This is a genomic window from Rhodococcus sp. GB-02 (assembly GCF_053470465.1).
Map to the genome: position 1 here is coordinate 2,231,128 of NZ_JBPUKE010000001.1, position 25,336 is coordinate 2,256,463.

Sequence of the window (25,336 nt, forward strand, 5' to 3'; positions counted from 1 at the left end):
CTGTGAAGTCGGTTTGCGGCCTGTATTCGTTACGACATCGCCGCGGCGCGTCGGTATCCCCGAATCGCTGGGTAGACGAAGACGAGAATCATGCCGAAGGACCAGAGCAGCGTCTTGACGAGGGGTTCCGCCACAGGACCCCCTAGCGACAGCCCTCTCATCGTGTCGATCGCGACGGACATCGGTTGCTCTGCCACCACCGGTTGAAGCCACTTCGGGTAGGCCATCACAGGGACGAAGCCGGAATTGAAGAACATCAACAGTGTGCACGAGATGGATACGATTTCGACGAGCGGCAAGTTGTCGGAAACCGTGGCCAGGGCCGTCACCATCATGGCAAAACCGACGCCGAAAATGACGGGCAACGCCAAGATCGCAAAGGCCGCGAGCGGGCCCTGATTGAATCGGAACCCCAACAGGTAGCCGACGCCGAGAATCACGATTGACGTGAGGAGAACTCGGACTGCTTCTGCGATCATGCGTCCGACGAGGCCAGAGGCGCGGTGCGCAGGCAACGTCCAGAATCGACTCAGTAGTCCGGACGCGCGTTCACCTTTGAGACCGACCGCACTTGCAATCGACCCGAACATTGCGCCGACGAGGATGATCAGTGGAACGGTCCCGAAAATACTCGACTGGCCGGTTGCTGCCGTAATCGAATTGCCCAATACGACCCGGAACATCAGCAGCATGAATGCTGGGTAAATGAGGGCCTGAATAGCGGTCGATGGATCGCGCAGCCAGGTGAGCAACAGGCGTTTGGCCTGAATTCCACTGTGAACGACCAGCGCCTTGAACGAGTTCTCGGGGAGCGCGTTGTCTGGGTAAGGGAAGTTGAACCCCTCGACCGGGCGGACTACAGCCATGAATCGATCTGTCGGCTCGCTCATGACCGCCTCATACTTGCCCAGAACGCGAGTGGCGCGAACACGACGATCAAGCCGATAGTCCAGGCAACGACGGGAAAGAGGACGCTCCAGGTGACCCCGCCTTGCGCAAGATCACGCATGGCGAATGAAAACTGCGATACCGGTTGATTGCGTACGAACGGCCGAATCCACTCGGGAAAGCCAGTCTCGGGCGCAAAACCGCAGGACAACATCCCCAGAATCAACTGTGGCAATGTCAGCGCTTGACTGGTGGCCTGCGGGCTCTTCGAAAGTGAGCCGATCGCATCACCGGCGAAGGACAAGCAGGTGCTGAACGCCAAGGCGACCGCGCAAAACAGGATGGCCTGTCCGATTCCTGCTGAGAATCGAAAACCGATCAAGTGGCCGAACGCCAATGCGGCAGCAAGCGAGACTGTTGATCTGACGAACCCACTGGATTGACGGGACAGCAGCGGAATCGGGCCGACGACGGGCATGGTTTTCATCCGGTTGCTGAAGCCGGTGATCGATTCCGTTGACGACATTTGAGCAGCCGAAATTGATGTGAATGCCATCGCTTGCAACACAATGATCGGCATCAAGAACTGCGCGTAGTTGATCCCTTGAAGTTGCATGACGAACTTCAAGGGAAGGTAGAACCCGATCGTGAAAATCAGCGGTGCAATGACTGCGACGAGCAGTTCATAGCGCTTCACCATCGATTTGACGGTGCGTGCCGTCAGCACCCACCACTGATTGATCGCTGACGGATGCGGTCGACGGTGCTTTCCAACGCTCAATGCCTCGGGGACTGCAATCTTGGTGCGACTGTCCCCGCGGACAGCCACTTGATCGACCCCGAATTTTGTAGTTGTCGTCACGGTGTCTCGCTTACGTGCTGTTCACCGGTGAGTGAAAGGAAGACGTCATCGAGTGACGGGCGACGAAGCGCTATGTCTGCAAGCGGAATCCGTGCGTGGTCCAGACGGCGCAGTGCTTCGGAGAGGGTTCCTGCGCCGACAGGTGCGGGGATTGCGATCCGCCCGCTCTCTTGTGCCAGATCGAATCTGAAGTCACGGGGGACCAGATTGCCCAGTGCATGGACCGCGTGAGGCAGCTGTTTGAGATCTGCGGGCACGATCTCGCAGAAGCTTGCGCCGGTTCGAGCCTTCAATTGGTCAGCAGTCCCCTCGGCAATGACTGCGCCTTTGTCGATGACGATGATGTTGTCGCTCAGTAAATCTGCTTCTTCGAGGTACTGAGTCGTCAGGAGCACGGTGATTCCCTGCTCCTTCAGTGACTGAACCAGCGACCAGACGCTCTGCCGACTGCGCGGATCCAAGCCGGTGGTCGGCTCGTCGAGGAAAACGACCTCGGGCCGAACAACCAGGCCACACGCGATATCGATTCGTCGGCGCATACCGCCGGAGTAGTTCCTGACTACTCGAGATCCAGCTTCGACGAGGTCGAATTGAGAGAGCAGGTCGGCAGCGCGCACCTTGGCGGACATTCGGTCGAGCCCCATCAACCTGCCGAACAGTTCGATGTTCTCACGGCCGGTGAGAGAATCGTCCAGAGCGGCGAACTGCCCGGTCATCATGATGGAGCGTCGAACCTCTGGAGCGTTGCGCACGACGTCGTAGCCAGCCACCATCGCGCGTCCACTGGTAGGGCGAATGAGTGTGGAGAGGACCTTCACCGTCGTTGTCTTACCTGCGCCGTTGGGGCCCAAGATGCCGAGCACTGTCCCACGCGGGGCGGTGAAGTTGATCCCTCGCAGCGCGTGCACGTTCTTGAAGGACTTGTGTACGTCCTCCACTAGTACCGCTGCGTCCGTGGAAAAGGGCATCAACACTCCGCTGTCTGCATTGTCGGAACGGGCACGCGCTCCCGACGGGCGCACAGATGCCTTCTGTCTTCTATCTGTGATCTCCGCTCAGATGTTACCGGAGGGTCAAACCGACGCTCGGACAATCGGACGCGTGACCGGGAGCATGTGGCTCCTGCCAGCAACTCTCACCTTCGATTTCACCTTGTGGTCAGAATCACAAATATTCTTTGTAACGTAAAGATCTCCTCTAATTGAACGAATGACCAAATAGATTTGTAGTGCATCTGCGCAGGTGGGTATTCAGTTGCGCGGCACGGAGGTCTTCGATTTGGCCGGTGACGAAAGTCCTCCGATTCCTTCCGGTTGGTCCCCTGGGCCTGATGCTCAATGTCTTGTGGAGGGATTCGCGATACCGTTGGGAAATGGCGAACGCGACGTTGTCGGTGGTTGTTCCGGCTTTTAATGAATCTGAATACATCGAAACATGCATCGAAGCGCTCATTGCTCAAGGCGAATATGTCGACGAAATCATCGTCGTTGACAATAATTCCTCGGACAACACCTCTGATTTGATCAAGAAGTATCAAAGTAGTTGTTCGAAGGTTCGGCTTCTCAATGAATCCCGCCCCGGAGTGGTGCATGCGAGAAACAAAGGGTTTGACGCGGCTAGTGGAGAAATCATCGGGCGTATCGACGCAGATACGATCGTGGGGAAAGATTGGGCAGTTGCGGTTCATGAATTCTTCGAGCGTCGCGACGATTTCTCGGGCGTAACTGGCCTGACGTACCTTTATGAATCTCCGATCGCCGGCCTTCAGCGCCGATGGACGAATTGGCGTCTCGGTCGCGGGGCCCAGGGCGCAGTTCGGCCCGTTGTTGCAGTTCCAGGCAGTAATATGGCGATGCGTCGATCGGCTTGGTTGGCCGTCAGGGACGTGGTCAGCGATCGAACCGACATTCACGAGGATATTGATCTATCCCTCTGCATGGCGCATGTTCGTTGCGCTGTCGGGCAGATCTCCAGCATGGCTGCAAAGGTTTCGGGTAGGCGTGGAGTTAGTTCGCCGCGAGTATACGCGCGATATAATCGAGCATCAAAGAAAACCCTCGAGCACCATGGTGTATCGAATTGGAAGTTGACCTTCTTGATTGCAGCGGACAGTATTCTGCATGCAATTTTATGGCCCCTTTATCGAATGTATGATAAGAATTCCGGACAACTCTCTTCTCGGGTCTTGGGTCGGAGACAGCAAGCGAGGGATCTTCCCGTCTTTTCTTAAGAAATCCGTCCGGTATTTTATTTGATCACGCTCTTGTCTAGGTGAACGATCGGGAGTGCCCGATAATTGCGGAATATTAATGGATCGGGTTCGTTGGGGACATTGCCTATTATTGCACTGGATTAACTGGGAAGGTATTTTTCTGCAGCGATTGATACTTCCGGCGTAACTTGCAACTTATGGAGCAGGCCAGTTATTCCGCTGTAGTCCTGCACGAACAGTTTGTTGCGCGGTTCCGATCCGACATCGTCGAGCATCTTCTGTCCGCCGGGTACGGCTTCAATTTCCATGATTGCTCGCCACGCGCCGAAGTCGGTGCCGCTGAAAGCGCGCATGGCGCTCTCGAAGCCTTTCAGCAGGTAGCTGCGATCTCCACCATCCAGGGAATCCCAGACCAGTACGGCCAATTCCCCGGCAATCGAGGCATGGCAGTACTCGTCGCGGGCGTGCAACCGAATCGTCGCGCGGTTGGTCGACTGCACGCCCGGATCGTCCGAGATAAGGTCGAGGTAAGCGGTGATCGACACCTCGGCGACGGTCATGAACGCCAACTCGGCGAGCGCGATCTTGCGCGGCCCGTCGGCAGCGTTCAGGGCTTGCGCGCGGGTACGGACCGTCGACACGTCGGGTAATGCCCTCGACGGAAGCGCCCAGCCCCTGCCTCGACGGGTCGCTGAACTGGCGTTGAAATGCATGAGCGTGTGATATTGCTCGTCGACCATCGCCTGATTGACGGCAACTGCAGCCCAATCCCCGAGTCCGACGCCGAGACGGTCTTCAGCGAGAACATCGAACCCGGGATTGACGACGTACTTCTCGATGTCCATGACGTTCTTGTTGAACGCGATCCATGCCCAGGCCTGTAGGCGTTGCTTCTGCTCGGGACGCAACGCCAGGTAGGTCGGATGCTCCGCGAAGGGGAGAAGTGCTTCGGGGTAGTCGGACAGCGAGGGGTCGAAGAGGTCGTCGAGTTCGGGCTCCGCCTTTTTCACTGTCGCCCGGCGTGCCCAATTGCTCGCAAGCCGGTTGACGATCGCACTCTCGACAGGATCGGAGGCGTCGTAATCCGGCAGGCTGGGCGGACTCACTCCAGGTCTCATCGTGCCCTACTCTCTGTGCCCTTCGGCAGTCTCTCTGTGCCCTTCGGCAATGCGATCGAACAAGCTCTGGCACTCCGCGTTCAATTCGCCGGAGCGATCGTCGAGCGCTGCCTCGGCGGTTTTCATCAGAGTCGTGAAGTCGCCGAGGGCCTCGGCCGCCGTGTCCACCTGTGAGGTGGCATCGAACAGTGCTTTTCGTGTCGCACCTGCATACGGATTGCCCGCTTGTACGTCCCAGTACACCTCCGGTTCGCCGCCGGCTACACGCGCCAGGAGCGCGAGCAAGGTCCGATGCGGGGGAGGGGCGACCGCGAGGAGTTCGTCCGCGGAAACTCCGAGTTCGGCCAGGGCAACGCCAAAAGCCAGCACCGACGCGTGGGTCAGAACCTGGGTAGCTGCGGCCAACCGGTCGTGACGATCGGCGTCCATCACCGCGACCGACGCTCCCCATGAGCGCACGACGTCCAGGAACTTTCTGGTTTCCGGACCGTCGACGTACGGCACTGCGATTACGGATCGACCGCGAGGGCCGAGCGACGGGCGGAACATGGGGTTGAGTCCGAGGAACTCCCCTTCTCGGCCGGCGTCGGCGATTGCTGCGTCCATCCGCGATTTGACCGACAGCGTGTCCACAACGAGAGCGCCGGATGTTCGAAGGCTCGGTAGTGCGGCTAGAGCGACCTGTTCGGGAACCGCGAGCACGATGATGCTCGAGGACTGCACGTGCGCGAGGACCCGGTTACTGGGTTTCGTGATGTCTCCGACGACCACATCTCCGTCAGGATCGCTGCCGGCTGGGTCGACGACGGTGACCGTCAAGCCTTCGGCGCGAAGCAGTTCGACGAACATGGCTCCGACGGCACCCTGACCGCCGACCACCGTCGCAGTCCCTGATGCCGCCGTCATGGCGGGTTCTACCCGCCGTACTCGAGAACTCGAGAGGACACCGCATCGAGAGCACGGAGCAGCGTGGACGCCTTGACCGTGGTCTCGTCGAACTCTTCTTCCGGGTCGGACAACGCGGTGATGGCACCGCCGATTCCGAAGGTCACGCCGCTCTCGGTGCAGACCAGCGACCGGATCACGATCGAGAGGTCCGCGGCGCCACCGAGGGCGAAGTACCCGATCGATCCGGAGTAGACCCCGCGCGGGCCGGATTCGAGGCGGTCGATGATCTCCATCGTCCGTACCTTCGGGGCGCCGGTCATCGATCCACCGGGGAAAGCGGCCCGGACACAGTCCACTGCCGACGATCCCGGACTCAGATGTCCACGCACGGTCGACACCATTTGATGAACGGACGAGTACGACTCGATCGCGAACAGCCTCGGAACGTGGACGCTTCCCGGAACGCAGACTTTAGTGAGGTCGTTGCGAGTGAGGTCGACGATCATAAGGTTCTCGGCGCGGTCCTTCTCGCTGTCGAGCAGGTCCTGCCGAAGGGCAGCATCTCGCGCCCGGGTTACGCCACGCGGGCGAGTGCCCTTGATGGGCTTGGACTCGACGTTGCCGTCCGCGTCGACACGTAGGAACCGCTCAGGTGAGGCCGAAACGACCGAGATGCCGGTGAAGTCGAGCAGCGCGCTGTACGGCGTCGGATTGATCGAGCGCAGGTACTCGAACGCCCGCAGCGCGTCGATCGTCTCGTCGACGCTCGCCATGTTGGTCAGACACACCTCGTAAGACTCACCTGCCCGTATCTCCGAGAGGGCCGTACCGATCAATGACAGGTACTGATCGCGATCATGCCGCAGTCGAGCCTGTGTCCAGACCGTCTCGCTGATCAGTGGAACCGGGGTGCGTTCCGGCAGGTCCGCGCCGATCCGCGCCAGGGTGTCGATGGTCGATTCGAGCCAGTCGTCGTGGCCGGCGTCGCGGACTTTCTCACGCAACCTCAAAACGTGAGTGCGGCCGGCAGTGTGATCGATGACGACGGCACGATCGGCAAACACCAGGGCGGCATCAGGAGTGGGTGCCGGATGGACTGGCTTTCCTCCGGTCTGCGCTTTCAGCTCGTAGCCGAGGTAGCCCACGTAACCGAGGTTGAAGTCGAGTTCCGGATGCGAGGGTACGAAGCGCGTCGCGAGTTGCGCGTCCAAGTAGTCAAAGAACGGAACTCGAATGTGCTCGTCGGGCAAGCCTTTTCGGCTGACCGTCAGCACCCCGGCTTGGACGTCATACGTGATGAATTCGGCCAGCGGCCCCGCGGAATCGCCCAGAATCGAAAAGCGTGCACTCGGCTCCGCAGTTGCCGCGCGGTCCAGCCAGAACGCATTGGGGCCGTCGGCGAACAGTGCTGCAAACGCCGCCGACGGGTCCACGGCAAAATCGAGGGTCACGTCGTCGACGTCGTAGTTGATCGCCGGTCGCAAGTCGGGCGTTTGTGGCGCCTGTTCGTGTCGGATCACCGAATCCAGAGTTCGTCCGACAGACAGATCGCGGAAGTTCGCGAGCAGATCGATGCCGAACTCGGTACTGATGGACTCCGGATGGAACTGCACGCCCCACATCGGCTTGGTCCGGTGTCGGACGCCCATGAGCAGTCCGTCGGAGGTCCACGCGTTGCGAACGAAGGCATTCGGCAGATTCTCGACGGTCAACGAGTGGTATCGAACAGCTCGGAACGGCGACGGAAGTCCGGCAAAGATGCCTGAACCGTCGTGATCGATCAGCGAGATCCGGCCGTGCATCGGGACGGGCGCAACCACCACGTCGGCACCGAACAACTCGCACAGACCCTGGTGACCGAGACACACACCGAGAAGTGGGAGGGGTGCTTCCTCGATGAAACGGCGGCTGATTCCGAAATCACGCTCGCGATCGGGCCGGCCGGGACCGGGGGAGATGACCACGTTGTCGTACGACGCGAGATCGAGGGAATCCCAGTCCGCGTCGTTGCGGACCACGGTGGGAACAACCCCGTTGACCTCGGTCAACAGGGTGAACAGGTTGTAGGTGAACGAGTCGTAATTGTCCACCAGAAGGGTGCGGGAACTCATGTCGATGATCCTGATCTCGGTCCGACGGATTCCCGAACAGTGTCCTCCTCCTCAACAGGTGCGTTGATCACCAGGTCTTCGAGTCGACAGGTCTCGGCAATCATCAGCTCGTACAGCGAGTTGAAGAAGTCAGGGGAGAGGTCGTGGCGACGGGCGAACTCGCGTGCCCGTTCCTGCACGAGGCGGACACGGCCAGGTTGCATCATCGGAACCTCGCGGGAGCGCTTCCACTCGCCGATGCGCAGGCAGAGTTCCAGCCGTTCGCGCACCGTCTCGAGAAGTAACGCGTCGATCGCGTCGAGGTCGCGCCGGAAGCTGTCCAATCCCTCGGCCTTGTCCGGATACGACGCGGTCTCCGCGCCTGCTTCGGAACTCGTTGTGGTCAAGAACTCTTCCACGAGGCCTCCCGGTGCTCGGCGTGACGCGAGGTCGACAATGCGGTGTCCGGAACGTAAATCACCTCCGGACACCGGCACCCCGACCGACCATCGCCGTTCGGGGAGGTGTTCCACGATCGTCTTTCGCCGAAACCTGCCGCGGTCCGAATTTCTGCGAAACCTGTTGGTGGGCGAATCAGCTTGCGATGCAGGCGGGTTCGTGACCGCCTGCGTGAGTGCCTATTTGGGGGTGATCCAGGTGGCGATCTCGGCGTGGACTACCTCCTTGCCGTCCCGGTCGAAGATCGAGATGGGAACGACCAGTTCAGTTCCGCGCTCGATCGCCGCGAAGTCCGGCAAGATCTCGAGTCGGGCGACTGCCCGCAGACCGGTTTCTGCCTTGGCGAGGTAGTCGACCTTCATCGACTTGGGGATCCAGCGGTGCGAGTTCGGAACCGTCGCTTCGCTCAGCATGCCCATTGCGACCTCCGCGAGATTGCAAGCTGCGATCGCGTGAAACGTGCCGAGGTGGTTGTGCACGCCCCACCATTTGGGGGAGCGGACCTCGCAGAGCCCTGGTTCCAACTTCGTCACCCGGGGGAGAACGGAGGCGAAATAGGGCACGCGAATGGACATCGCCGCCGAGAAAACTGCATGTCCGAGGGCGTTGTCCGGCAATTTCTGCCATCCGCGATAGGTAGGGCTAGAGATAGTCATGGACCTATCTTACTTCTGAGTAAGGTTGTTGTCGCGCAGCTCACTCGGAAAGGGCGCTTCGGGGGAGTTGAGGAATTGGGCCAGGTACGGCATACTGGTCGGGTTGCCTTGTCCGGGACGCGGTCGTTTGCGGCCGTGATCGGGTAAGGGTAAGACGTCACAGACGATCGATCGCAGATCCCGTCAGGGTAATCGGGTCAACGACTGTGACCATGCAAGACGAGAAGTAATGCAGGACGGAAGCAGTACCTACTTTGTGTTCGACATCGAACACGTCCGGTGCGCATCACGCCAGATGATCGAAAGATTGTCCGGCGCAGGATGAGTGAGAAGGCGACACGCCCGACCGCGTGTACCGGAGAACAATGACAAACGAACAGCGGCAGCAGATCCTGATCTCGATCCGAATATTCGGTACTCCCGAAAAACTTGGACTTGGTCCCGATCGCTTCAGTGTTCGTCGTGTCATCGTCCAGGCAAGGACTGTGCAGACGAGGTAGCTCGAGCCTGACCAGGCGGGCTACGAAACGCGGCAAGAAAAGGACACTAAGCGTGGCGGGACAAAAGATCCGCATCAGGCTCAAGGCCTACGACCACGAGGCGATCGACGCGTCAGCGCGCAAGATCGTCGAGACGGTAACCCGTACGGGTGCCCGCGTCGTTGGACCTGTGCCGTTGCCGACCGAGAAGAACGTATATTGCGTCATCCGCTCGCCGCACAAGTACAAGGACTCGCGCGAGCACTTCGAGATGCGTACTCACAAGCGGCTGATCGACATTCTCGACCCGACGCCGAAGACGGTTGACGCGCTCATGCGCATCGACCTTCCGGCCAGTGTCGACGTGAACATTCAGTGACGGCGGAGACAAAAACAATGACTGATACCAAGATCAAGGGAATCCTGGGCACCAAGCTCGGCATGACCCAGGTCTTCGACGAGAACAACCGGGTCGTCCCGGTCACCGTCGTGAAGGCTGGGCCGAACGTCGTAACCCAGATCCGTACCGAAGAGCGTGACGGCTACAGCGCCGTACAGCTCGCGTTCGGCGCCATCGACCCGCGCAAGGTGAACAAGCCGACTTCCGGCCAGTTCACCAAGGCTGGTGTGACCCCGCGTCGCCACGTAGTGGAGCTCCGCGTTGCGGACACCTCCGACTACGAGGTCGGCCAGGAGCTCACCGCCGAGGTCTTCGAGGACGGCGCATATGTCGACGTCACCGGAACCAGCAAGGGCAAGGGCTTCGCCGGAACCATGAAGCGTCACGGCTTCAAGGGACAGGGCGCGTCGCACGGTACCCAGGCTGTTCACCGCCGCCCGGGCTCCATCGGTGGCTGTGCAACTCCCGGCCGCGTGTTCAAGGGCATGCGCATGTCCGGACGCATGGGTAGCGACCGCATCACGACGCAGAACCTCTCGGTCCACAAGGTGGACGCCGAGAACGGCCTGCTGCTGATCAAGGGTGCGATCCCCGGCCGCAAGGGCGGCCTCGTGATCGTCAAGAGTGCAGTGAAGGGTGGTGCACGGGCATGACCAGCACCGAGACCAAGTTGACCCTGGACGTCAAGGTCGCCGGCGGCAAGACCAACGGCACCGTCGATCTCCCCGCTGAGATCTTCGACGCTCCGGCCAACATCGCGCTTCTCCATCAGGTTGTCGTCGCGCAGCTCGCAGCTGCTCGTCAGGGAACCCACTCCACCAAGACCCGCGGCGAAGTCCGCGGCGGTGGAAAGAAGCCGTACCGCCAGAAGGGCACCGGCCGCGCACGCCAGGGCTCGACTCGCGCACCTCAGTTCGTCGGTGGCGGAACCGTTCACGGCCCGCAGCCGCGTGACTACAGCCAGCGCACCCCCAAGAAGATGAAGGCAGCCGCCCTGCGCGGAGCCCTCTCTGACCGCGCACGCAACGAGCGCATCCACGTCATCACCGAATTGGTTGCAGGGCAGACGCCTTCGACCAAGGGCGCAATCGCGTTCCTCGGCGAGATCTCGGATCGCAAGAAGCTGCTGCTCGTCGTGGGTCGCCAGGATGTAGCCGCTTGGAAGAGCGTGCAGAACCTGGAAGGCGTGCATCCCATCGCACCCGACCAGCTCAACACCTACGACGTGCTCAATGCCGATGATGTCGTGTTCAGCGTCGAGGCGCTCAACGCATTCATCCACGGGCCCGCCGAGAGTGCTCAGAACAAGGAGGAGGCCAAGTGACGACCATCGCTGACCCCCGCGACATCCTGCTGGCGCCGGTCATCTCCGAGAAGTCCTACGGACTGATCGAGGAAGGCACCTACACCTTCCTGGTGCACCCGGACTCGAACAAGACGCAGATCAAGATTGCCGTCGAGAAGGTCTTCGGCGTCAAGGTGACCAGCGTCAACACCGCCAACCGTCAGGGCAAGCGTAAGCGGACCCGATTCGGTTACGGCAAGCGCAAGGACACCAAGCGCGCGCTCGTGACCCTGTCCGCCGACAGCAAGCCCATCGAGATCTTCGGAGGACCGGTCGCGTAAGCGCCGGGACTTGACGAGACATAGAGGACGAGAAGACTCATGGCAATCCGTAAGTACAAGCCGACAACACCGGGCCGTCGTGGCTCGAGCGTCTCGGACTTCGCCGAGATCACTCGGTCGACCCCCGAAAAGTCGCTGGTCCGCCCGCTGCACGGTCGCGGTGGACGCAACGCACACGGTCGTATCACCACCCGTCACAAGGGTGGCGGACACAAGCGTGCATACCGACTGATCGATTTCCGTCGCAACGACAAGGACGGCGTCCCGGCAAAGGTCGCTCACATCGAGTACGACCCCAACCGCACAGCAAACATCGCACTCCTGCATTACGCAGACGGTGAGAAGCGCTACATCATCGCCCCCAAGGGCCTGGTGCAGGGTTCACCTATCGAGTCCGGTGCAGGCGCCGACATCAAGCCGGGCAACAACCTGCCGCTGCGCAACATCCCGACTGGTACCACCATCCACGGTGTGGAACTGCGTCCCGGCGGCGGAGCCAAGATGGCTCGTTCCGCAGGCGCCAGCATCCAGCTCCTCGGTAAGGAAGGCAACTACGCCACGCTGCGTATGCCTTCCGGTGAAATCCGTCGCGTCGACGTGCGCTGCCGCGCATCCGTCGGCGAGGTCGGCAACGCCGAGCAGTCGAACATCAACTGGGGCAAGGCCGGCCGTATGCGTTGGAAGGGCAAGCGCCCGACCGTTCGTGGTGTCGTGATGAACCCGGTCGACCACCCGCACGGTGGCGGCGAGGGCAAGACCTCAGGTGGACGCCACCCGGTCAGCCCGTGGGGTAAGCCTGAAGGCCGTACCCGCAAGAACAAGGCAAGCGACAAGATGATCGTCCGTCGCCGCCGCACCGGCAAGAACAAGCGCTAGGAGGGAGTGAAGGATGCCACGCAGCCTTAAGAAGGGCCCGTTCGTCGATGACCACCTCCTCGCGAAGGTGGATGTACAGAACGAAAAGGGAACCAAGCAGGTCATCAAGACCTGGTCCCGTCGTTCGACAATCATCCCGGACTTCATCGGCCACACGTTTGCAGTTCACGACGGCCGCAAGCACGTCCCCGTGTTCGTTTCCGACTCCATGGTCGGACACAAGCTCGGAGAGTTTGCACCGACCCGCACGTTCAAGGGTCACATCAAGGATGATCGGAAGGCGAAGAGGCGATGAGCAACACCGAAACCGCCAACCCGACTGCCAAGGCTGTAGCGAAGCACGTTCGCGTTACGCCGATGAAGGCACGTCGAGTTGTGGACCTGGTCCGCGGGCGCTCGGTTGAAGACGCCCTGAACATCCTGAAGTTCGCGCCGCAGGCAGCGAGCGAGCCGGTCGCCAAGGTGATCGCCTCCGCAGCAGCCAACGCCGAGAACAACCTCGACCTCGACCCCAGCACGCTTGTCGTTGCTACGGCGTTCGTGGACGAGGGCGCGACCCTCAAGCGGTTCCAGCCGCGTGCACAGGGACGTGCGTTCCGTATTCGCAAGCGCACCAGTCACATCACCGTGATCGTGGAGAGCCTGCCGAAGACCGGAACATCGACCCGTAATCGCCGGAAGGGAAGTGCTCAGTAGTGGGCCAGAAAATCAACCCGCACGGCTTCCGTCTCGGCATCACCACCGACTGGAAGTCTCGCTGGTACGCAGACAAGCAGTACGCGGAGTACGTCAAGGAAGACGTCGCGATCCGTAAGCTCCTCGCCACCGGCATGGAGCGCGCAGGAATTGCGAAGGTCGAAATCGAGCGCACCCGTGACCGTGTTCGCGTGGACATCCACACGGCACGCCCGGGCATCGTCATCGGCCGCCGCGGCGCCGAAGCCGATCGCATCCGCTCCGAGCTCGAGAAGATGACCGGCAAGCAGGTTCAGCTGAACATCCTCGAGGTCAAGAACGCAGAAGCTGAAGCACAGCTCGTCGCACAGGGTGTGGCCGAGCAGCTCTCGAACCGCGTTGCCTTCCGTCGTGCAATGCGCAAGGCCATCCAGTCGGCCATGCGTCAGCCCAACGTCAAGGGAATCCGCGTTCAGTGCTCCGGTCGTCTCGGCGGCGCCGAGATGTCCCGGTCGGAGTTCTACCGCGAAGGCCGTGTGCCGCTGCACACGCTTCGTGCGGACATCGACTACGGCCTCTACGAGGCCAAGACCACCTTCGGTCGCATCGGCGTCAAGGTCTGGATCTACAAGGGCGACATCGTCGGTGGCAAGCGTGAGCTCGCCGCCAACACGGCCGCACCGGCCGGGGATCGCCCGCGTCGTGAGCGTCCGAGCCGTCCGCGCCGTTCCGGTGCCACCGGTACCACTGCGACCAGCACCGAGGCCGGCCGCGCAGCGACCGCAACCGCCGATGCTCCCGCAACTGAACAGAATCAGGAGGGCTGACGCATGTTGATCCCACGGCGGGTCAAGCACCGCAAGCAGCACCACCCGAGCCGTTCGGGTGCCGCCAAGGGCGGTACCCAGGTGACCTTCGGTGACTACGGCATCCAGGCTCTCGAGCCTGCCTACATCACCAACCGGCAGATCGAGTCCGCTCGTATCGCCATGACTCGGCACATCAAGCGTGGCGGCAAGATCTGGATCAACATCTTCCCGGATCGCCCCCTCACGAAGAAGCCGGCCGAAACCCGAATGGGTTCCGGTAAGGGTTCGCCCGAGTGGTGGATTGCCAACGTCAAGCCCGGACGCGTTCTGTTCGAGATGACATACCCCAACGAGGAGATTGCTCGTGAGGCCCTGCGCCGCGCGATGCACAAGCTCCCGTGCAAGTGCCGGATCGTGACCAGAGAGGAGCAGTTCTGATGGCTACTGGAACCCCAGCAGCAGAGCTCCGCGAGCTCAGTGAAGACGAGCTGGTCACCCGGCTCCGTGAGTCGAAGGAAGAGCTTTTCAACCTTCGTTTCCAGATGGCCACCGGCCAGATGGACAACAACCGACGACTGCGCACCGTTCGTCACGAGATCGCGCGCATCTACACCGTCCTGCGTGAGCGTGAGCTCGGACTCGCTGTGGGTCCGGATGCAGGTGACGCGGCATGAGTGAGGAAAAAGCAGTGAGCACAGAAGAGCGCGCGAGCCGTAAGGTCCGTGTCGGATACGTCGTGTCCGACAAGATGGAAAAGACGATCGTGGTCGAGCTCGAAGACCGCGTCAAGCACAAGCTCTACGGCAAGATCATCCGCCGTACGACCAAGGTGAAGGCGCACGACGAGAACGGCGTTGCCGGCGTCGGCGACCGCGTTCAGCTGATGGAAACCCGTCCGCTGTCCGCGACGAAGCACTGGCGTCTGGTCGAGGTCCTCGAAAAGGCCAAGTAAGCCTGATCGAATCCTCGAGCTGATCGAGAATCACCAAATGGCCCGCTTCCCCTTGGGGGAGTGGGCCATTCGGCGTTTCTGACTTTCCGAGATTTATCCGGGTGAGGGGTTCGAGTTGCGTCGAGCAGTGCTGATTTGGTAATTGGCGAACCCTTCCCTACAATAGAACGGTTGCCTGTGGCAGAGGTGTGTCTTCACGTGCGCAGCTCGAACGGTGCTTGCAGTGATCGTCTCCCGACGTCAGTCGGTGGGACTGCAGTTCAGACACGACGCAGGTGGCAACAATGACCGCGCGCACCGGGTCGGTAATCCGTTGCGCACGAAATTCCAGGTCTAGGGAGATCAAGTGATTCAGCAGGAGTCGCGAGTTCGCGTCGCTGATAACACGGGTGCCAAGGAAATCCTTTGCATCCGCGTTCTCGGCGGTTCGTCACGTCGCTACGCCGGGATCGGTGACGTCATCGTCGCCACCGTCAAGGACGCAATCCCCGGTGGAAACATCAAGAAGGGTGAGGTCGTCAAGGCCGTCATCGTTCGCACGACCAAGGAGCGCCGTCGTCCGGACGGTTCCTACATCAAGTTCGACGAGAACGCTGCAGTGCTCATCAAGGCTGACAGTGATCCCCGTGGAACCCGCATCTTCGGACCCGTCGGCCGTGAGCTGCGCGAGAAGAAGTTCATGAAGATCGTTTCGCTTGCCCCGGAGGTGCTGTGATGAAGGTGCACAAGGGTGACACCGTTCTGGTCATCGCCGGCAAGGACAAGGGCGCGAAGGGCAAGGTCATTCAGGCCTACCCCGCGACCGACAAGGTCCTCGTCGAAGGCGTGAACCGAATCAAGAAGCACACCGCGGTTTCCGCGAACGAGCGCGGAGCATCCTCCGGCGGCATCGTCACGCAGGAAGCCCCGATCCACGTTTCCAACGTTGCAGTCGTCGACTCGGACGGAAACCCCACTCGCGTGGGCTACCGCACCGACGAAGAGTCCGGCAAGCGCGTTCGGATTTCCCGGAAGAACGGGAAGGACATCTGACATGACCTCCACCGAAAACAAGGTCCAGCCGCGCCTCAAGGCACGCTACCGCGCTGAGATCAAGGACGCGCTCAACAGCGAGTTCGACTACTCGAACGTCATGCAGATCCCCGGCGTCGTCAAGGTTGTCGTCAACATGGGCGTCGGCGACGCTGCCCGTGACGCCAAGCTGATCAACGGCGCTGTCCATGACCTGTCGCTGATCACGGGCCAGAAGCCCGAGATCCGCAAGGCACGTAAGTCCATCGCGCAGTTCAAGCTCCGCGAAGGCATGCCCATCGGCGCACGCGTCACCCTCCGTGGCGACCGCATGTGGGAGTTCCTGGACCGCCTCGTGTCTGTCGCTCTGCCCCGTATCCGCGACTTCCGCGGTCTCTCGGGCAACCAGTTCGACGGCAACGGCAACTACACGTTCGGCCTCAACGAGCAGTCGATGTTCCACGAGATCGACGTGGACAAGATCGATCGCCCCCGCGGTATGGACATCACCGTCGTGACCACCGCAACCAACAACGAAGAAGGCCGTGCACTGCTCAAGCACCTCGGCTTCCCGTTCAAGGAGAACTGAGCGCATGGCTAAGAAGGCATTGGTCAACAAGGCCAACAAGAAGCCCAAGTTCGCGGTTCGCGCCTACACCCGCTGCCAGCGGTGCGGTCGCCCGCACTCGGTGTTCCGCAAGTTCGGCTTGTGCCGTATCTGCGTTCGCGAGATGGCTCACGCCGGCGAGCTTCCCGGAGTTCGCAAGAGCTCTTGGTGATCTGAGGCCCTCGGGCTTCGTCACACCACGCATCTGAATGGGCGTGGGTTCCTTTGGAACCCACGCCCATTCGGCATTTCAACCGAGAGGTGCGCCGAATGTGCATCGTGCTGATCCTGAATAGAACTGTCCTGCTGCAACTCTGGGTCGAAACGATCCATCGGCCGTCGATGTCGATCTTCGGTCCCGAACGAGCAGTTCAGATTTCGGGACGCCTCGATCCCCAGCCCGGCAGTGTCCTCCGGGCGATGGTGAGGTAGGCGACGTGACATCTCGGTGGACACCTGCGCGAAAGTTCCCTACACTAGAGCGGTTGCCGTGGCTGACGCATGCGTTCAGCTCGGTGCGGTAACTTACGCCGTCTGACACAAGTCGGACGGCCCAGCCGAATTGCTGGAGGCCCACGATCGGATTCGTCCGGTGTTGCATGGGAACCACAGCGAGAAAGGTGTCGAGGTCGACCTATGACCATGACTGACCCCATCGCAGACTTCTTGACGCGTCTGCGCAACGCCAACACGGCGTACCACGATGAGGTGAAGCTTCCCCACTCGAAGATCAAGGCGAACATCGCCGAGATCCTCAAGCGTGAGGGCTACATCTCCGATTTCCGTACCGAAGACGCTGAGGTCGGCAAGACCCTCATCGTCGACCTGAAGTACGGACCCAGCCGCGAGCGTAGCCTCGCCGGCGTGCGTCGCGTTTCCAAGCCCGGTCTCCGGGTTTACGCGAAGTCCACCAACCTGCCCAAGGTCCTCGGAGGCCTCGGCGTGGCCATCATCTCCACGTCGTCCGGTCTGCTCACCGATCGCCAGGCGGCCAATCAAGGAGTAGGCGGGGAAGTCCTCGCCTACGTCTGGTAAGGGAGGCCACCACAATGTCGCGTATTGGAAAGATTCCGGTCACCGTCCCCGCGGGCGTTGACGTCACGATCAGCGGCCAGGATGTCACCGTCAAGGGTCCCAAGGGCACCCTCGCGTTGACCATCTCCGAGCCCATCGCAATCGAAAAGGCAGAGGACGGCTCGCTGAGCGTCACGCGCCCCGACGACGAGCGTCGTAGCCGCGCGCTGCACGGTCTGTCGCGGACCCTCGTTGCGAACATCATCACCGGTGTTACCGAGGGTTACACGAAGAAGATGGAGATCCACGGTGTTGGTTACCGTGTGGCACTGAAGGGCAAGGACCTCGAGTTCGCGCTCGGCTTCAGCCACCCGGTGCCGATCGAGGCTCCCGAAGGCATCACCTTCGTCGTCGAGTCGCCCACCCGGTTCTCGGTGTCCGGCATCGACAAGCAGAAGGTCGGGCAGATCTCGGCCAACATCCGTCGTCTCCGTCGTCCGGACCCGTACAAGGGTAAGGGCGTGCGTTACGAGGGTGAGCAGATCCGCCGCAAGGTCGGAAAGACGGGTAAGTGATATGAGCCAGACTGCAAACCAGAAAGCCAAGCGGGTTCCGCTGGGCAAGGATGCGTCCACCAAGCGTCGTCTGTCGAAGACGCGTCGTCACTTCCGTCTCCGCAAGAAGGTCTCCGGCACGCCCGAGCGTCCCCGCTTGGTCGTCAACCGGTCCTCGCGTCACATCCACGTCCAGCTCGTGGACGACCTGGCCGGCCACACGCTGGCCTCCGCGTCGACCATCGAAGCCGACGTGCGCGTGGCAGAAGGCGACAAGAAGGCTGCGAGCGCGAAGGTCGGTCAGCTGATCGCCGAGCGCGCCAAGGCTGCCGGCGTGGAAGCAGTTGTCTTCGACCACGGCGGACACGGCTACCACGGTCGCATCGCGGCCTTGGCAGACGCGGCTCGCGAAGGCGGGTTGAAGTTCTGATGACCAACATTTTCAACGGAAGGACAGCCTGATGCCGGGACGTCAAAGGCGTGACGGCGGAAGCGGACCCGCCGGACAGAATGGCCCCAACAGCGGTGACAACAGCAACGCTCGTGGGGACAACCGTGGTGGCGGCCGTGACCGTCGCGACGGTGGCCGTGGCGGAAACGCTGCGGAGAAGTCACAGTTCATCGAGCGCGTTGTCACGATCAACCGCGTTTCCAAGGTCGTCAAGGGTGGTCGTCGCTTCAGCTTCACCGCTCTGGTGATCGTCGGAGACGGCAACGGACTGGTCGGCGTCGGCTACGGAAAGGCCAAGGAAGTTCCCGCGGCCATCCAGAAGGGTGTCGAGGAGGCTCGCAAGAGCTTCTTCCGCGTCCCGATGATCGCCAACACCATCACTCACCCCGTTCAGGGTGAGGCTGCTGCCGGCATCGTCATGCTTCGCCCGGCAAGCCCCGGTACCGGTGTTATCGCCGGTGGCGCTGTGCGCGCCGTGCTGGAGTGCGCTGGAATCGCGGACATCCTGTCGAAGTCGCTCGGTAGCGACAACGCCATCAACGTCGTGCACGCGACCGTTGCTGCGCTCAAGGGTCTGCAGCGTCCCGAGGAAGTTGCGGCTCGCCGCGGCCTCACCCTCGAAGAGGTTGCACCCGCCGGCATGCTTCGCGCTCGCGCACATGCTGCTGGGAGTGTGAAGTAATGGCAGATCTCAAGGTCACTCAGATCAAGAGCATCATCGGGACCAAGCAGAACCAGAAGGATTCTCTGCGCACGCTCGGTCTCAAGGGCATCCGTCAGACCGTTGTTCGTGAGGACAACGCACAGAACCGCGGTCTGATCAACGTGGTGCGCCACCTCGTAACAGTTGAGGAGGTCTAACCATGACCATCAAACTGCACCACCTGCGCCCCGCTCCCGGATCCAAGTCCAACAAGATTCGTGTTGGACGCGGTGAGGGCGGCAAGCGTGGTAAGACCGCAGGACGCGGTACCAAGGGCACCAAGGCACGTAACACCGTGCGCGTGGGCTTCGAGGGTGGACAGATGCCGCTTCACATGCGTCTGCCCAAGCTCAAGGGCTTCAAGAACCCCTTCCGCACCGAGTACCAGGTCGTCAATGTCGGCGACATCGCCCGTCTGTTCCCCGAAGGTGGAGCAATCACGGTCGAGGATCTCGTTGCCAAGGGCGCAGTCCGCAAGAACCAGCTCGTCAAGGTTCTGGGCGACGGCGAACTGACTGTTGCCGTTCAGGTGACCGTCGACAAGTTCACCGGTTCCGCCAAGGAAAAGATTGCTGCTGCCGGTGGTTCCGCTACCGAGCTGTGAGTGATCACGCTTAGCTAGTCCGATGGCCGCAGCGCAGCGTTTGCTGCGTTGCGGCCATCGGCGTCTACGAGGTCGTGTCACAGATTGGTCGTGCTTGCTCGGACGGGTCAGTATTCTGGTCACCGAGTGGCAAATGTATCTTCGGCTTACCCGGTTTTCGTGGTCTGCCCGCTTAGTTCCCAAATGCTCACTGTTAGAGTTCAAAAGTTCGACAGGTCAAAACGATCTGTCTCCCTACCGTCGTGCCAGGAGGATCTTTGCTTTCCGCCTTCGTCTCGGCCCTCAGGACCCCAGACCTGAGGCGGAAGATCCTCTTCACCCTCGGCTTGGTGGCTCTGTATCGGGTCGGCGCTCTCATTCCGTCCCCAGGTGTCGACTACGGCCGTGTGCGTCAGTGCATCGATATCGCCAACTCTGGTGACTCAGCAGGTATCTACTCGCTGATCAACCTGTTCTCCGGTGGCGCTCTGCTTCAGATGTCGATCTTTGCGATCGGCATCATGCCGTACATCACGGCAAGCATCATCGTGCAGCTGCTGACAGTGGTGATCCCGAAGTTCGAGGAACTTCGAAAAGAAGGCCAGTCCGGTCAGGCCAAGATGACGCAGTACACGCGCTACCTGTCCATCGCTCTGGCCATCCTGCAGTCGACTGGCATCGTCGCCCTCGCGGCACGTGGACAGTTGCTCCAGGGCTGTGACGACATCATCGCCGACAAGTCGATCTTCGGTCTTGTCATCATCGTGCTGGTCATGACTGCCGGTGCTGCCATGGTCATGTGGTTCGGTGAGGTCATCACCGAACGCGGCGTCGGCAACGGTATGTCGCTCCTCATCTTCGCCGGTATCGCATCGCGTATCCCGAGCGAGGGCAAGTCGATTCTCGACAGCCGCGGTCCACTGGTCTTCGCCTTCGTCTGCCTCGCAGCGCTGTTGATCATCGCCGGTGTGGTCTTCGTCGAGCAGGGTCAGCGCCGCATTCCGGTGCAGTACGCAAAGCGGATGGTCGGACGCAAGATGTACGGCGGATCCTCGACGTACCTGCCACTGAAGGTCAACCAGGCCGGCGTCATCCCCGTGATCTTCGCGTCTTCACTGCTGTACCTCCCGAACTTGATCGCACAGCTGACTTCGGCCAGCACGGCGGTCGACCCCAGCTGGTGGCAGCGCCTGATCAACACCTACTTGGTGAACCCGGCCAACCCGGTGTACATCGCGATCTACTTCGGCCTGATCGTCTTCTTCACGTACTTCTACGTCGCCATCACCTTCAATCCCGAAGAGCGCGCCGACGAGATGAAGAAGTTCGGCGGCTTCATCCCCGGTATCCGACCCGGTCAGCCGACCGCGGACTACCTCAACTACGTGCTGAGTCGCATCACCCTTCCGGGTGCGATTTACCTCGGCACCATTGCTGTTCTGCCCAACCTGTTCCTCGACATCGGGAATGGCGGCGGCGCGCAGAACCTGCCGTTCGGTGGCACCGCGGTGCTGATCATGGTCAGCGTCGGCCTGGACACCGTGAAGCAGATCGAGAGTCAGCTAATGCAGCGTAACTATGAAGGGTTCCTCAAGTGAGACTTGTCCTCCTTGGTCCTCCCGGTGCCGGCAAGGGCACCCAGGCCGCTATCTTGTCCGAGAAGTTCGGCGTTCCCCATATCTCCACGGGTGATCTCTTCCGCGCGAACATCGGTCAGGCCACCGCTCTCGGTGTGGAAGCAAAGAAGTACATCGACGCCGGTGAACTCGTGCCGAGCTCGATCACCAATGACATGGTGAAGGCTCGCGTCGCAGAACCGGACGCCGCAAACGGATTCCTTCTCGACGGATTCCCGCGCTCGGTCGAACAGGCTCAGGCACTCGAAGGAATCCTCAAGGACCTCGACACCAAGCTCGACGGTGTCCTCTCCTTCGTCGTCGACGAGGACATCGTGGTCGAGCGCATGCTCGCCCGCGGTCGTGCAGACGACACCGAGGACGTCATCCGCAACCGCCTCCGGGTCTACCGCGACGAGACGTCACCGCTGTTCGACTACTACAAGGACAGCATCGTCTCCGTCGACGCGATCGGCGAGGTCGAAGAGGTCAACGCACGCGCACTGGCAGCGTTGGGTAAGTAATGGTCTTCGGGCGTAAGCGCAAGGTTGTTCCGTTCCGCTCCGCGGGCGAACTCGACGCGATGGCTGCTGCCGGCGCGATCGTGGGTTCGGCATTGGTGGCGGTGCGCGCTGCGGCGAAGCCCGGTGTCAGCACTTTGGAACTGAACGCGGTCGCAGAATCCGTCATTCGTGACGCCGGCGCCGTGCCCTCGTTCCTCGGGTACCACGGCTTCACCGGTTCGATCTGCTCCTCGGTGAACGATCGCGTCGTTCACGGGATCCCTTCGGCTCAGGACATCCTGGCCGAAGGTGACCTCGTTTCGATCGACTGCGGTGCGATCCTCGACGGTTGGCACGGTGACTCTGCGTGGACGTTCGGTGTCGGCGAGATCAGCCTCCCCGATCAGGAACTGAGCGAGGCAACTCGGCTTTCGATGGAAGCCGGGATCGCGGCGATGATCGCAGGCAACCGTCTGACGGACGTTTCGCACGCGATCGAGGTCGGCACCCATGCCGCCGAGAAGTTACACGGTCGTTCCTACGGCATCGTCGACGGATACGGCGGACACGGAATCGGTCGGGAAATGCACATGGATCCGTTCCTCGCCAATGAAGGTGCCCCGGGTAAGGGGCCTGAATTGGTTGTGGGATCGTGTCTGGCGATCGAGCCGATGCTCACGCTCGGCACCACCGACACGGTGATTCTCGACGACGACTGGACTGTTGTGACCACTGACGGTTCCCGCGCAGCGCACTGGGAACACACCGTCGCTGTGACCGAAGACGGGCCGCGGATTCTTACCCTCCGGCCGGAGTAGTCGACACAGTTGCTGACAAGTGTTGGCAGCGAGCATGTTTCACGTTCGAAAAGTCCTAGCCTCATGTCGAGGCTGGGACTTTTTCGTTGGGGGAGCGGTGTGTGTCGTGACCCTGACCGGAGCCGCATTTGGCCTGGTCGTTTACATCGCGTAACATGGCTAGGCGGTGCGCTATGCGCGTCGATAGTTCGTCTGCCTACACCCGGATCGCTCCGGGATCGGGCCCGCGAAGTGCCGACGATCTTTCCATTGCGTGCCAATGTAACGGAAGCCGATGCACGAAGCATGCCAAACCAAACGGATCGCGGAGGATATGGCTAAGAAAGACGGGGCCATCGAGGTCGAAGGACGAGTAGTCGAGCCGCTGCCCAATGCGATGTTCCGCATTGAGCTCGAGAACGGCCACAAGGTCCTCGCTCACATCAGCGGAAAGATGCGTCAGCACTACATTCGCATCCTCCCGGAAGATCGCGTTGTCGTAGAGCTCTCGCCCTACGATTTGTCGCGCGGACGCATCGTTTACCGCTACAAGTAACGAACTTCCCGGACCTGACCTGGGTCAGGGAGAAGTATGTCTGCTGCGGTTCATCGCGGCAGGCTGCGACAAAACAGGAGATCAGAAGACGTGAAGGTTCAGCCGAGCGTCAAGAAGATCTGCGAGAAGTGCAAAGTGATTCGCCGTAACGGTCGAGTCATGGTGATCTGCGAGAACCTGCGTCACAAGCAGCGTCAGGGCTAGATCTAGCTTTTCGAAGATCTGCTTGGCAACAAGCAAAGAAGACCTCCCAGTACCAGCCATTGTTGACGAGACCCCACGCGATCGTTCACCGATCGCCAAGGTCGGACAATGGTTCACCCCCGGCACGGAGGCCGGGGCCCCACTGAGTTAGTTGATGAGATCATCTGCGCCTTCGGGCGTCGGTACTCGGCAAGAGGCACAGGGGAAGGGCTGGGAGCAGACCTCCGCACACCGATAAGGAAATGCCACCATGGCACGTCTCTCTGGTGTTGATCTTCCTCGCGAAAAGCGCATGGAGATCGCACTGACATACATCTACGGCATCGGCCGTACCCGCTCCAAGGAAATCCTTGACGCCACCGGCGTCAGCCCGGATCTCCGGAGCAAGGACCTCTCGGACGAGGACCTGGCAAAGCTCCGCGAGTACATCGAGGAGTCGCTCAAGGTCGAGGGTGACCTTCGCCGCGAGGTTCAGGCCGACATCCGTCGCAAGATCGAGATCGGCTGCTACCAGGGCCTGCGCCACCGTCGTGGTCTGCCCGTGCGTGGTCAGCGCACCAAGACCAACGCCCGTACCCGTAAGGGTCCGAAGCGCACCATTGCCGGCAAGAAGAAGGCGAAGTAATGCCCCCGAAGTCACGTAGCACCGGTCCGAAGAAGACCCAGAAGACGCGTCGCAGGGATAAGAAGAACATCCCGCACGGCGCCGCTCACATCAAGAGCACCTTCAACAACACCATCGTGTCCATCACCGACCCCGCCGGAAATGTCATTTCCTGGGCGTCTTCGGGACACGTCGGCTTCAAGGGTTCGCGTAAGTCGACTCCCTTCGCCGCTCAGCTTGCTGCTGAGAGCGCTGCCCGCAAGGCGCAGGAGCACGGTGTCAAGAAGGTTGACGTCTTCGTCAAGGGACCGGGATCCGGTCGCGAGACCGCAATCCGTTCCCTCCAGGCTGCTGGCCTCGAGGTCGGCACCATTTCCGATGTAACCCCCCAGCCGCACAACGGCTGCCGTCCGCCCAAGCGGCGTCGGGTATAGCGGGAAGGATAGGTAGAAGAAAATGGCACGTTATACCGGACCCATCACCCGCAAGTCGCGTCGTCTGCGCGTCGACCTCGTTGGAGGCGACCAGGCATTCGAGCGTCGCCCGTACCCGCCCGGACAGCACGGCCGCGCGCGTATCAAGGAGAGCGAGTACCTGCTCCAGCTGCAGGAGAAGCAGAAGGCTCGCTTCACCTACGGCGTCATGGAGAAGCAGTTCCGCCTGTACTACAAGGAGGCGAACAACCGCCCCGGCAAGACCGGTGAGAACCTGCTTCGCATCCTCGAGTCGCGTCTCGACAATGTCGTGTACCGCGCAGGCCTCGCTCGCACGCGCCGTCAGGCACGTCAGCTGGTCACGCACGGTCACCTTCTCGTGAACAACAAGAAGGTCGACATCCCGAGCTACCGCGTCTCGCAGTACGACATCATCGATGTCAAGGAGAAGTCGCTCTCCACGCTTCCGTTCCAGGTTGCGCGTGAGACCGTCGGCGATCGCCCGGTTCCCGGGTGGCTGCAGGTTGTCGGCTCGCGTCTGCGGATCCTGGTTCACCAGCTTCCCGAGCGCGCGCAGATCGACATCGCTCTGCAGGAACAGCTCATCGTCGAGTACTACTCGAAGTAAGGTGCTCCGCACCCCGTGAGTGGTTGAGGAGTCTCCGGACTCCTCAACCACTCACGGGGCCGCAGGCCCTTTCCCATCGTG

38 protein-coding genes are annotated in these 25,336 nt (G+C 61.1%); 30 read left to right on the forward strand and 8 right to left on the reverse strand.

The features are described 5' to 3' along the window. Positions 1–29: 29 nt before the first annotated feature. The 3 genes from ACSW29_RS10470 to ACSW29_RS10480 are packed head-to-tail and all read right to left on the reverse strand — an operon-like array spanning position 30 to position 2,718. Positions 30–890: an ABC transporter permease gene (locus tag ACSW29_RS10470; protein WP_029254908.1), complete on the reverse strand. Its 861-nt coding sequence runs from the start codon at positions 888–890 to the stop codon at positions 30–32. Next, complete coding sequence (locus ACSW29_RS10475) at positions 887–1,750, reverse strand: ABC transporter permease (RefSeq protein WP_347871383.1); 864 nt, start codon at positions 1,748–1,750, stop codon at positions 887–889. The genes ACSW29_RS10470 and ACSW29_RS10475 overlap by 4 nt, the downstream gene beginning before the upstream one ends. Next, positions 1,747–2,718 (reverse strand): daunorubicin resistance protein DrrA family ABC transporter ATP-binding protein, encoded by a 972-nt coding sequence (locus ACSW29_RS10480; RefSeq protein ID WP_020969036.1) that lies wholly within the window; start codon positions 2,716–2,718, stop codon positions 1,747–1,749. The genes ACSW29_RS10475 and ACSW29_RS10480 overlap by 4 nt, the downstream gene beginning before the upstream one ends. A 404-nt stretch (positions 2,719–3,122) precedes the next feature. Between ACSW29_RS10480 and ACSW29_RS10485 the strand changes: the two genes are divergently transcribed. Beyond that, complete coding sequence (locus ACSW29_RS10485; RefSeq protein ID WP_347871384.1) at positions 3,123–3,980, forward strand: glycosyltransferase; 858 nt, start codon at positions 3,123–3,125, stop codon at positions 3,978–3,980. Positions 3,981–4,102: 122 nt separating this feature from the next. Here ACSW29_RS10485 and ACSW29_RS10490 read toward each other — a convergent pair whose 3' ends face one another. The 5 genes from ACSW29_RS10490 to ACSW29_RS10510 all read right to left on the reverse strand — a co-directional run bounded on the left by ACSW29_RS10490 (position 4,103) and on the right by ACSW29_RS10510 (position 9,173). Further along, on the reverse strand, positions 4,103–5,080 hold the full coding sequence (locus ACSW29_RS10490) for a diiron oxygenase (RefSeq protein ID WP_448277177.1): 978 nt from the start codon (positions 5,078–5,080) through the stop codon (positions 4,103–4,105). A gap of 6 nt (positions 5,081–5,086) precedes the next feature. Continuing rightward, a complete protein-coding gene (locus ACSW29_RS10495; protein ID WP_448277178.1) occupies positions 5,087–5,986 on the reverse strand; it encodes a prephenate dehydrogenase dimerization domain-containing protein in 900 nt (299 codons plus the stop codon). Between the two features lie 8 nt (positions 5,987–5,994). After that, positions 5,995–8,079: an aminodeoxychorismate synthase component I gene (pabB, locus tag ACSW29_RS10500; protein ID WP_448277179.1), complete on the reverse strand. Its 2,085-nt coding sequence runs from the start codon at positions 8,077–8,079 to the stop codon at positions 5,995–5,997. Beyond that, positions 8,076–8,465 carry a chorismate mutase family protein gene (locus tag ACSW29_RS10505; protein ID WP_448277180.1) on the reverse strand — a complete coding sequence of 130 codons (390 nt, stop codon included), beginning with the start codon at positions 8,463–8,465 and terminating at the stop codon, positions 8,076–8,078. The genes pabB and ACSW29_RS10505 overlap by 4 nt, the downstream gene beginning before the upstream one ends. 231 nt (positions 8,466–8,696) lie before the next feature. Beyond that, complete coding sequence (locus ACSW29_RS10510) at positions 8,697–9,173, reverse strand: hotdog fold domain-containing protein (RefSeq protein WP_448277181.1); 477 nt, start codon at positions 9,171–9,173, stop codon at positions 8,697–8,699. Positions 9,174–9,725: 552 nt separating this feature from the next. Here ACSW29_RS10510 and rpsJ point away from each other — a divergent pair. The 29 genes from rpsJ to rpsD all read left to right on the forward strand — a co-directional run bounded on the left by rpsJ (position 9,726) and on the right by rpsD (position 25,255). Next, entirely contained in the window at positions 9,726–10,031 is a 306-nt protein-coding gene (gene rpsJ, locus ACSW29_RS10515; RefSeq protein WP_003938093.1) for a 30S ribosomal protein S10, read from the forward strand. A 17-nt stretch (positions 10,032–10,048) separates the two neighbouring features. Next, a complete protein-coding gene (gene rplC, locus ACSW29_RS10520) occupies positions 10,049–10,705 on the forward strand; it encodes a 50S ribosomal protein L3 (RefSeq protein ID WP_003940826.1) in 657 nt (218 codons plus the stop codon). Continuing rightward, positions 10,702–11,376 (forward strand): 50S ribosomal protein L4, encoded by a 675-nt coding sequence (gene rplD / locus ACSW29_RS10525; RefSeq protein ID WP_230812245.1) that lies wholly within the window; start codon positions 10,702–10,704, stop codon positions 11,374–11,376. The genes rplC and rplD overlap by 4 nt, the downstream gene beginning before the upstream one ends. Continuing rightward, entirely contained in the window at positions 11,373–11,678 is a 306-nt protein-coding gene (rplW, locus tag ACSW29_RS10530) for a 50S ribosomal protein L23 (RefSeq protein ID WP_230812246.1), read from the forward strand. Before rplD ends, rplW begins: the two co-directional genes overlap by 4 nt. A gap of 39 nt (positions 11,679–11,717) precedes the next feature. Continuing rightward, positions 11,718–12,554: a 50S ribosomal protein L2 gene (gene rplB, locus ACSW29_RS10535; RefSeq protein WP_230812247.1), complete on the forward strand. Its 837-nt coding sequence runs from the start codon at positions 11,718–11,720 to the stop codon at positions 12,552–12,554. Positions 12,555–12,567: 13 nt separating this feature from the next. Then, positions 12,568–12,849, forward strand: coding sequence for a 30S ribosomal protein S19 (gene rpsS / locus ACSW29_RS10540; RefSeq protein WP_003940820.1), 282 nt, complete (start codon positions 12,568–12,570; stop codon positions 12,847–12,849). After that, positions 12,846–13,250 (forward strand): 50S ribosomal protein L22, encoded by a 405-nt coding sequence (rplV, locus tag ACSW29_RS10545; protein WP_003940717.1) that lies wholly within the window; start codon positions 12,846–12,848, stop codon positions 13,248–13,250. The genes rpsS and rplV overlap by 4 nt, the downstream gene beginning before the upstream one ends. Continuing rightward, positions 13,250–14,056: a 30S ribosomal protein S3 gene (rpsC, locus tag ACSW29_RS10550; protein WP_230812248.1), complete on the forward strand. Its 807-nt coding sequence runs from the start codon at positions 13,250–13,252 to the stop codon at positions 14,054–14,056. The genes rplV and rpsC overlap by 1 nt, the downstream gene beginning before the upstream one ends. Positions 14,057–14,059: 3 nt before the next feature. Then, the gene (gene rplP / locus ACSW29_RS10555; RefSeq protein WP_003940899.1) at positions 14,060–14,476 is read left to right on the forward strand and encodes a 50S ribosomal protein L16; all 417 of its coding nucleotides are present in this window, start codon (positions 14,060–14,062) and stop codon (positions 14,474–14,476) included. After that, positions 14,476–14,712: a 50S ribosomal protein L29 gene (gene rpmC / locus ACSW29_RS10560; RefSeq protein WP_003940734.1), complete on the forward strand. Its 237-nt coding sequence runs from the start codon at positions 14,476–14,478 to the stop codon at positions 14,710–14,712. Before rplP ends, rpmC begins: the two co-directional genes overlap by 1 nt. Continuing rightward, on the forward strand, positions 14,709–14,990 hold the full coding sequence (gene rpsQ / locus ACSW29_RS10565) for a 30S ribosomal protein S17 (RefSeq protein ID WP_003941020.1): 282 nt from the start codon (positions 14,709–14,711) through the stop codon (positions 14,988–14,990). Before rpmC ends, rpsQ begins: the two co-directional genes overlap by 4 nt. 346 nt (positions 14,991–15,336) lie before the next feature. Then, the gene (gene rplN, locus ACSW29_RS10570; RefSeq protein ID WP_003940951.1) at positions 15,337–15,705 is read left to right on the forward strand and encodes a 50S ribosomal protein L14; all 369 of its coding nucleotides are present in this window, start codon (positions 15,337–15,339) and stop codon (positions 15,703–15,705) included. Further along, positions 15,705–16,022, forward strand: a complete 318-nt coding sequence (gene rplX / locus ACSW29_RS10575) for a 50S ribosomal protein L24 (protein WP_003941019.1) — start codon at positions 15,705–15,707, stop codon at positions 16,020–16,022. The genes rplN and rplX overlap by 1 nt, the downstream gene beginning before the upstream one ends. 1 nt (position 16,023) lies before the next feature. Beyond that, complete coding sequence (rplE, locus tag ACSW29_RS10580) at positions 16,024–16,590, forward strand: 50S ribosomal protein L5 (protein ID WP_003940924.1); 567 nt, start codon at positions 16,024–16,026, stop codon at positions 16,588–16,590. A 4-nt stretch (positions 16,591–16,594) separates the two neighbouring features. Then, entirely contained in the window at positions 16,595–16,780 is a 186-nt protein-coding gene (locus ACSW29_RS10585; protein ID WP_003940698.1) for a type Z 30S ribosomal protein S14, read from the forward strand. Between the two features lie 464 nt (positions 16,781–17,244). Further along, positions 17,245–17,643: a 30S ribosomal protein S8 gene (gene rpsH / locus ACSW29_RS10590; protein ID WP_003940873.1), complete on the forward strand. Its 399-nt coding sequence runs from the start codon at positions 17,245–17,247 to the stop codon at positions 17,641–17,643. Between the two features lie 14 nt (positions 17,644–17,657). Then, positions 17,658–18,197 (forward strand): 50S ribosomal protein L6, encoded by a 540-nt coding sequence (gene rplF / locus ACSW29_RS10595; RefSeq protein ID WP_003940970.1) that lies wholly within the window; start codon positions 17,658–17,660, stop codon positions 18,195–18,197. A gap of 1 nt (position 18,198) precedes the next feature. Further along, the gene (gene rplR, locus ACSW29_RS10600; RefSeq protein ID WP_230812249.1) at positions 18,199–18,606 is read left to right on the forward strand and encodes a 50S ribosomal protein L18; all 408 of its coding nucleotides are present in this window, start codon (positions 18,199–18,201) and stop codon (positions 18,604–18,606) included. A gap of 31 nt (positions 18,607–18,637) precedes the next feature. After that, positions 18,638–19,309, forward strand: coding sequence for a 30S ribosomal protein S5 (gene rpsE / locus ACSW29_RS10605; protein WP_230812250.1), 672 nt, complete (start codon positions 18,638–18,640; stop codon positions 19,307–19,309). Beyond that, positions 19,309–19,488 (forward strand): 50S ribosomal protein L30, encoded by a 180-nt coding sequence (gene rpmD / locus ACSW29_RS10610; protein ID WP_003940751.1) that lies wholly within the window; start codon positions 19,309–19,311, stop codon positions 19,486–19,488. The genes rpsE and rpmD overlap by 1 nt, the downstream gene beginning before the upstream one ends. Positions 19,489–19,490: 2 nt before the next feature. Next, the gene (gene rplO, locus ACSW29_RS10615; protein ID WP_138869531.1) at positions 19,491–19,934 is read left to right on the forward strand and encodes a 50S ribosomal protein L15; all 444 of its coding nucleotides are present in this window, start codon (positions 19,491–19,493) and stop codon (positions 19,932–19,934) included. Between the two features lie 257 nt (positions 19,935–20,191). After that, positions 20,192–21,511 carry a preprotein translocase subunit SecY gene (secY, locus tag ACSW29_RS10620; protein ID WP_230812251.1) on the forward strand — a complete coding sequence of 440 codons (1,320 nt, stop codon included), beginning with the start codon at positions 20,192–20,194 and terminating at the stop codon, positions 21,509–21,511. Further along, a complete protein-coding gene (locus tag ACSW29_RS10625; RefSeq protein WP_003940868.1) occupies positions 21,508–22,053 on the forward strand; it encodes an adenylate kinase in 546 nt (181 codons plus the stop codon). Before secY ends, ACSW29_RS10625 begins: the two co-directional genes overlap by 4 nt. After that, complete coding sequence (gene map / locus ACSW29_RS10630; RefSeq protein WP_448277182.1) at positions 22,053–22,850, forward strand: type I methionyl aminopeptidase; 798 nt, start codon at positions 22,053–22,055, stop codon at positions 22,848–22,850. Before ACSW29_RS10625 ends, map begins: the two co-directional genes overlap by 1 nt. A gap of 313 nt (positions 22,851–23,163) precedes the next feature. Next, positions 23,164–23,385: a translation initiation factor IF-1 gene (gene infA / locus ACSW29_RS10635; RefSeq protein WP_003418601.1), complete on the forward strand. Its 222-nt coding sequence runs from the start codon at positions 23,164–23,166 to the stop codon at positions 23,383–23,385. A 90-nt stretch (positions 23,386–23,475) separates the two neighbouring features. After that, on the forward strand, positions 23,476–23,589 hold the full coding sequence (gene rpmJ, locus ACSW29_RS10640; RefSeq protein ID WP_003938068.1) for a 50S ribosomal protein L36: 114 nt from the start codon (positions 23,476–23,478) through the stop codon (positions 23,587–23,589). Between the two features lie 250 nt (positions 23,590–23,839). Next, positions 23,840–24,214 carry a 30S ribosomal protein S13 gene (rpsM, locus tag ACSW29_RS10645; protein ID WP_003940834.1) on the forward strand — a complete coding sequence of 125 codons (375 nt, stop codon included), beginning with the start codon at positions 23,840–23,842 and terminating at the stop codon, positions 24,212–24,214. Then, positions 24,214–24,627, forward strand: coding sequence for a 30S ribosomal protein S11 (gene rpsK, locus ACSW29_RS10650; protein WP_003940683.1), 414 nt, complete (start codon positions 24,214–24,216; stop codon positions 24,625–24,627). The genes rpsM and rpsK overlap by 1 nt, the downstream gene beginning before the upstream one ends. 22 nt (positions 24,628–24,649) lie before the next feature. Next, the gene (rpsD, locus tag ACSW29_RS10655; RefSeq protein ID WP_003940769.1) at positions 24,650–25,255 is read left to right on the forward strand and encodes a 30S ribosomal protein S4; all 606 of its coding nucleotides are present in this window, start codon (positions 24,650–24,652) and stop codon (positions 25,253–25,255) included. Positions 25,256–25,336: the final 81 nt, after the last annotated feature.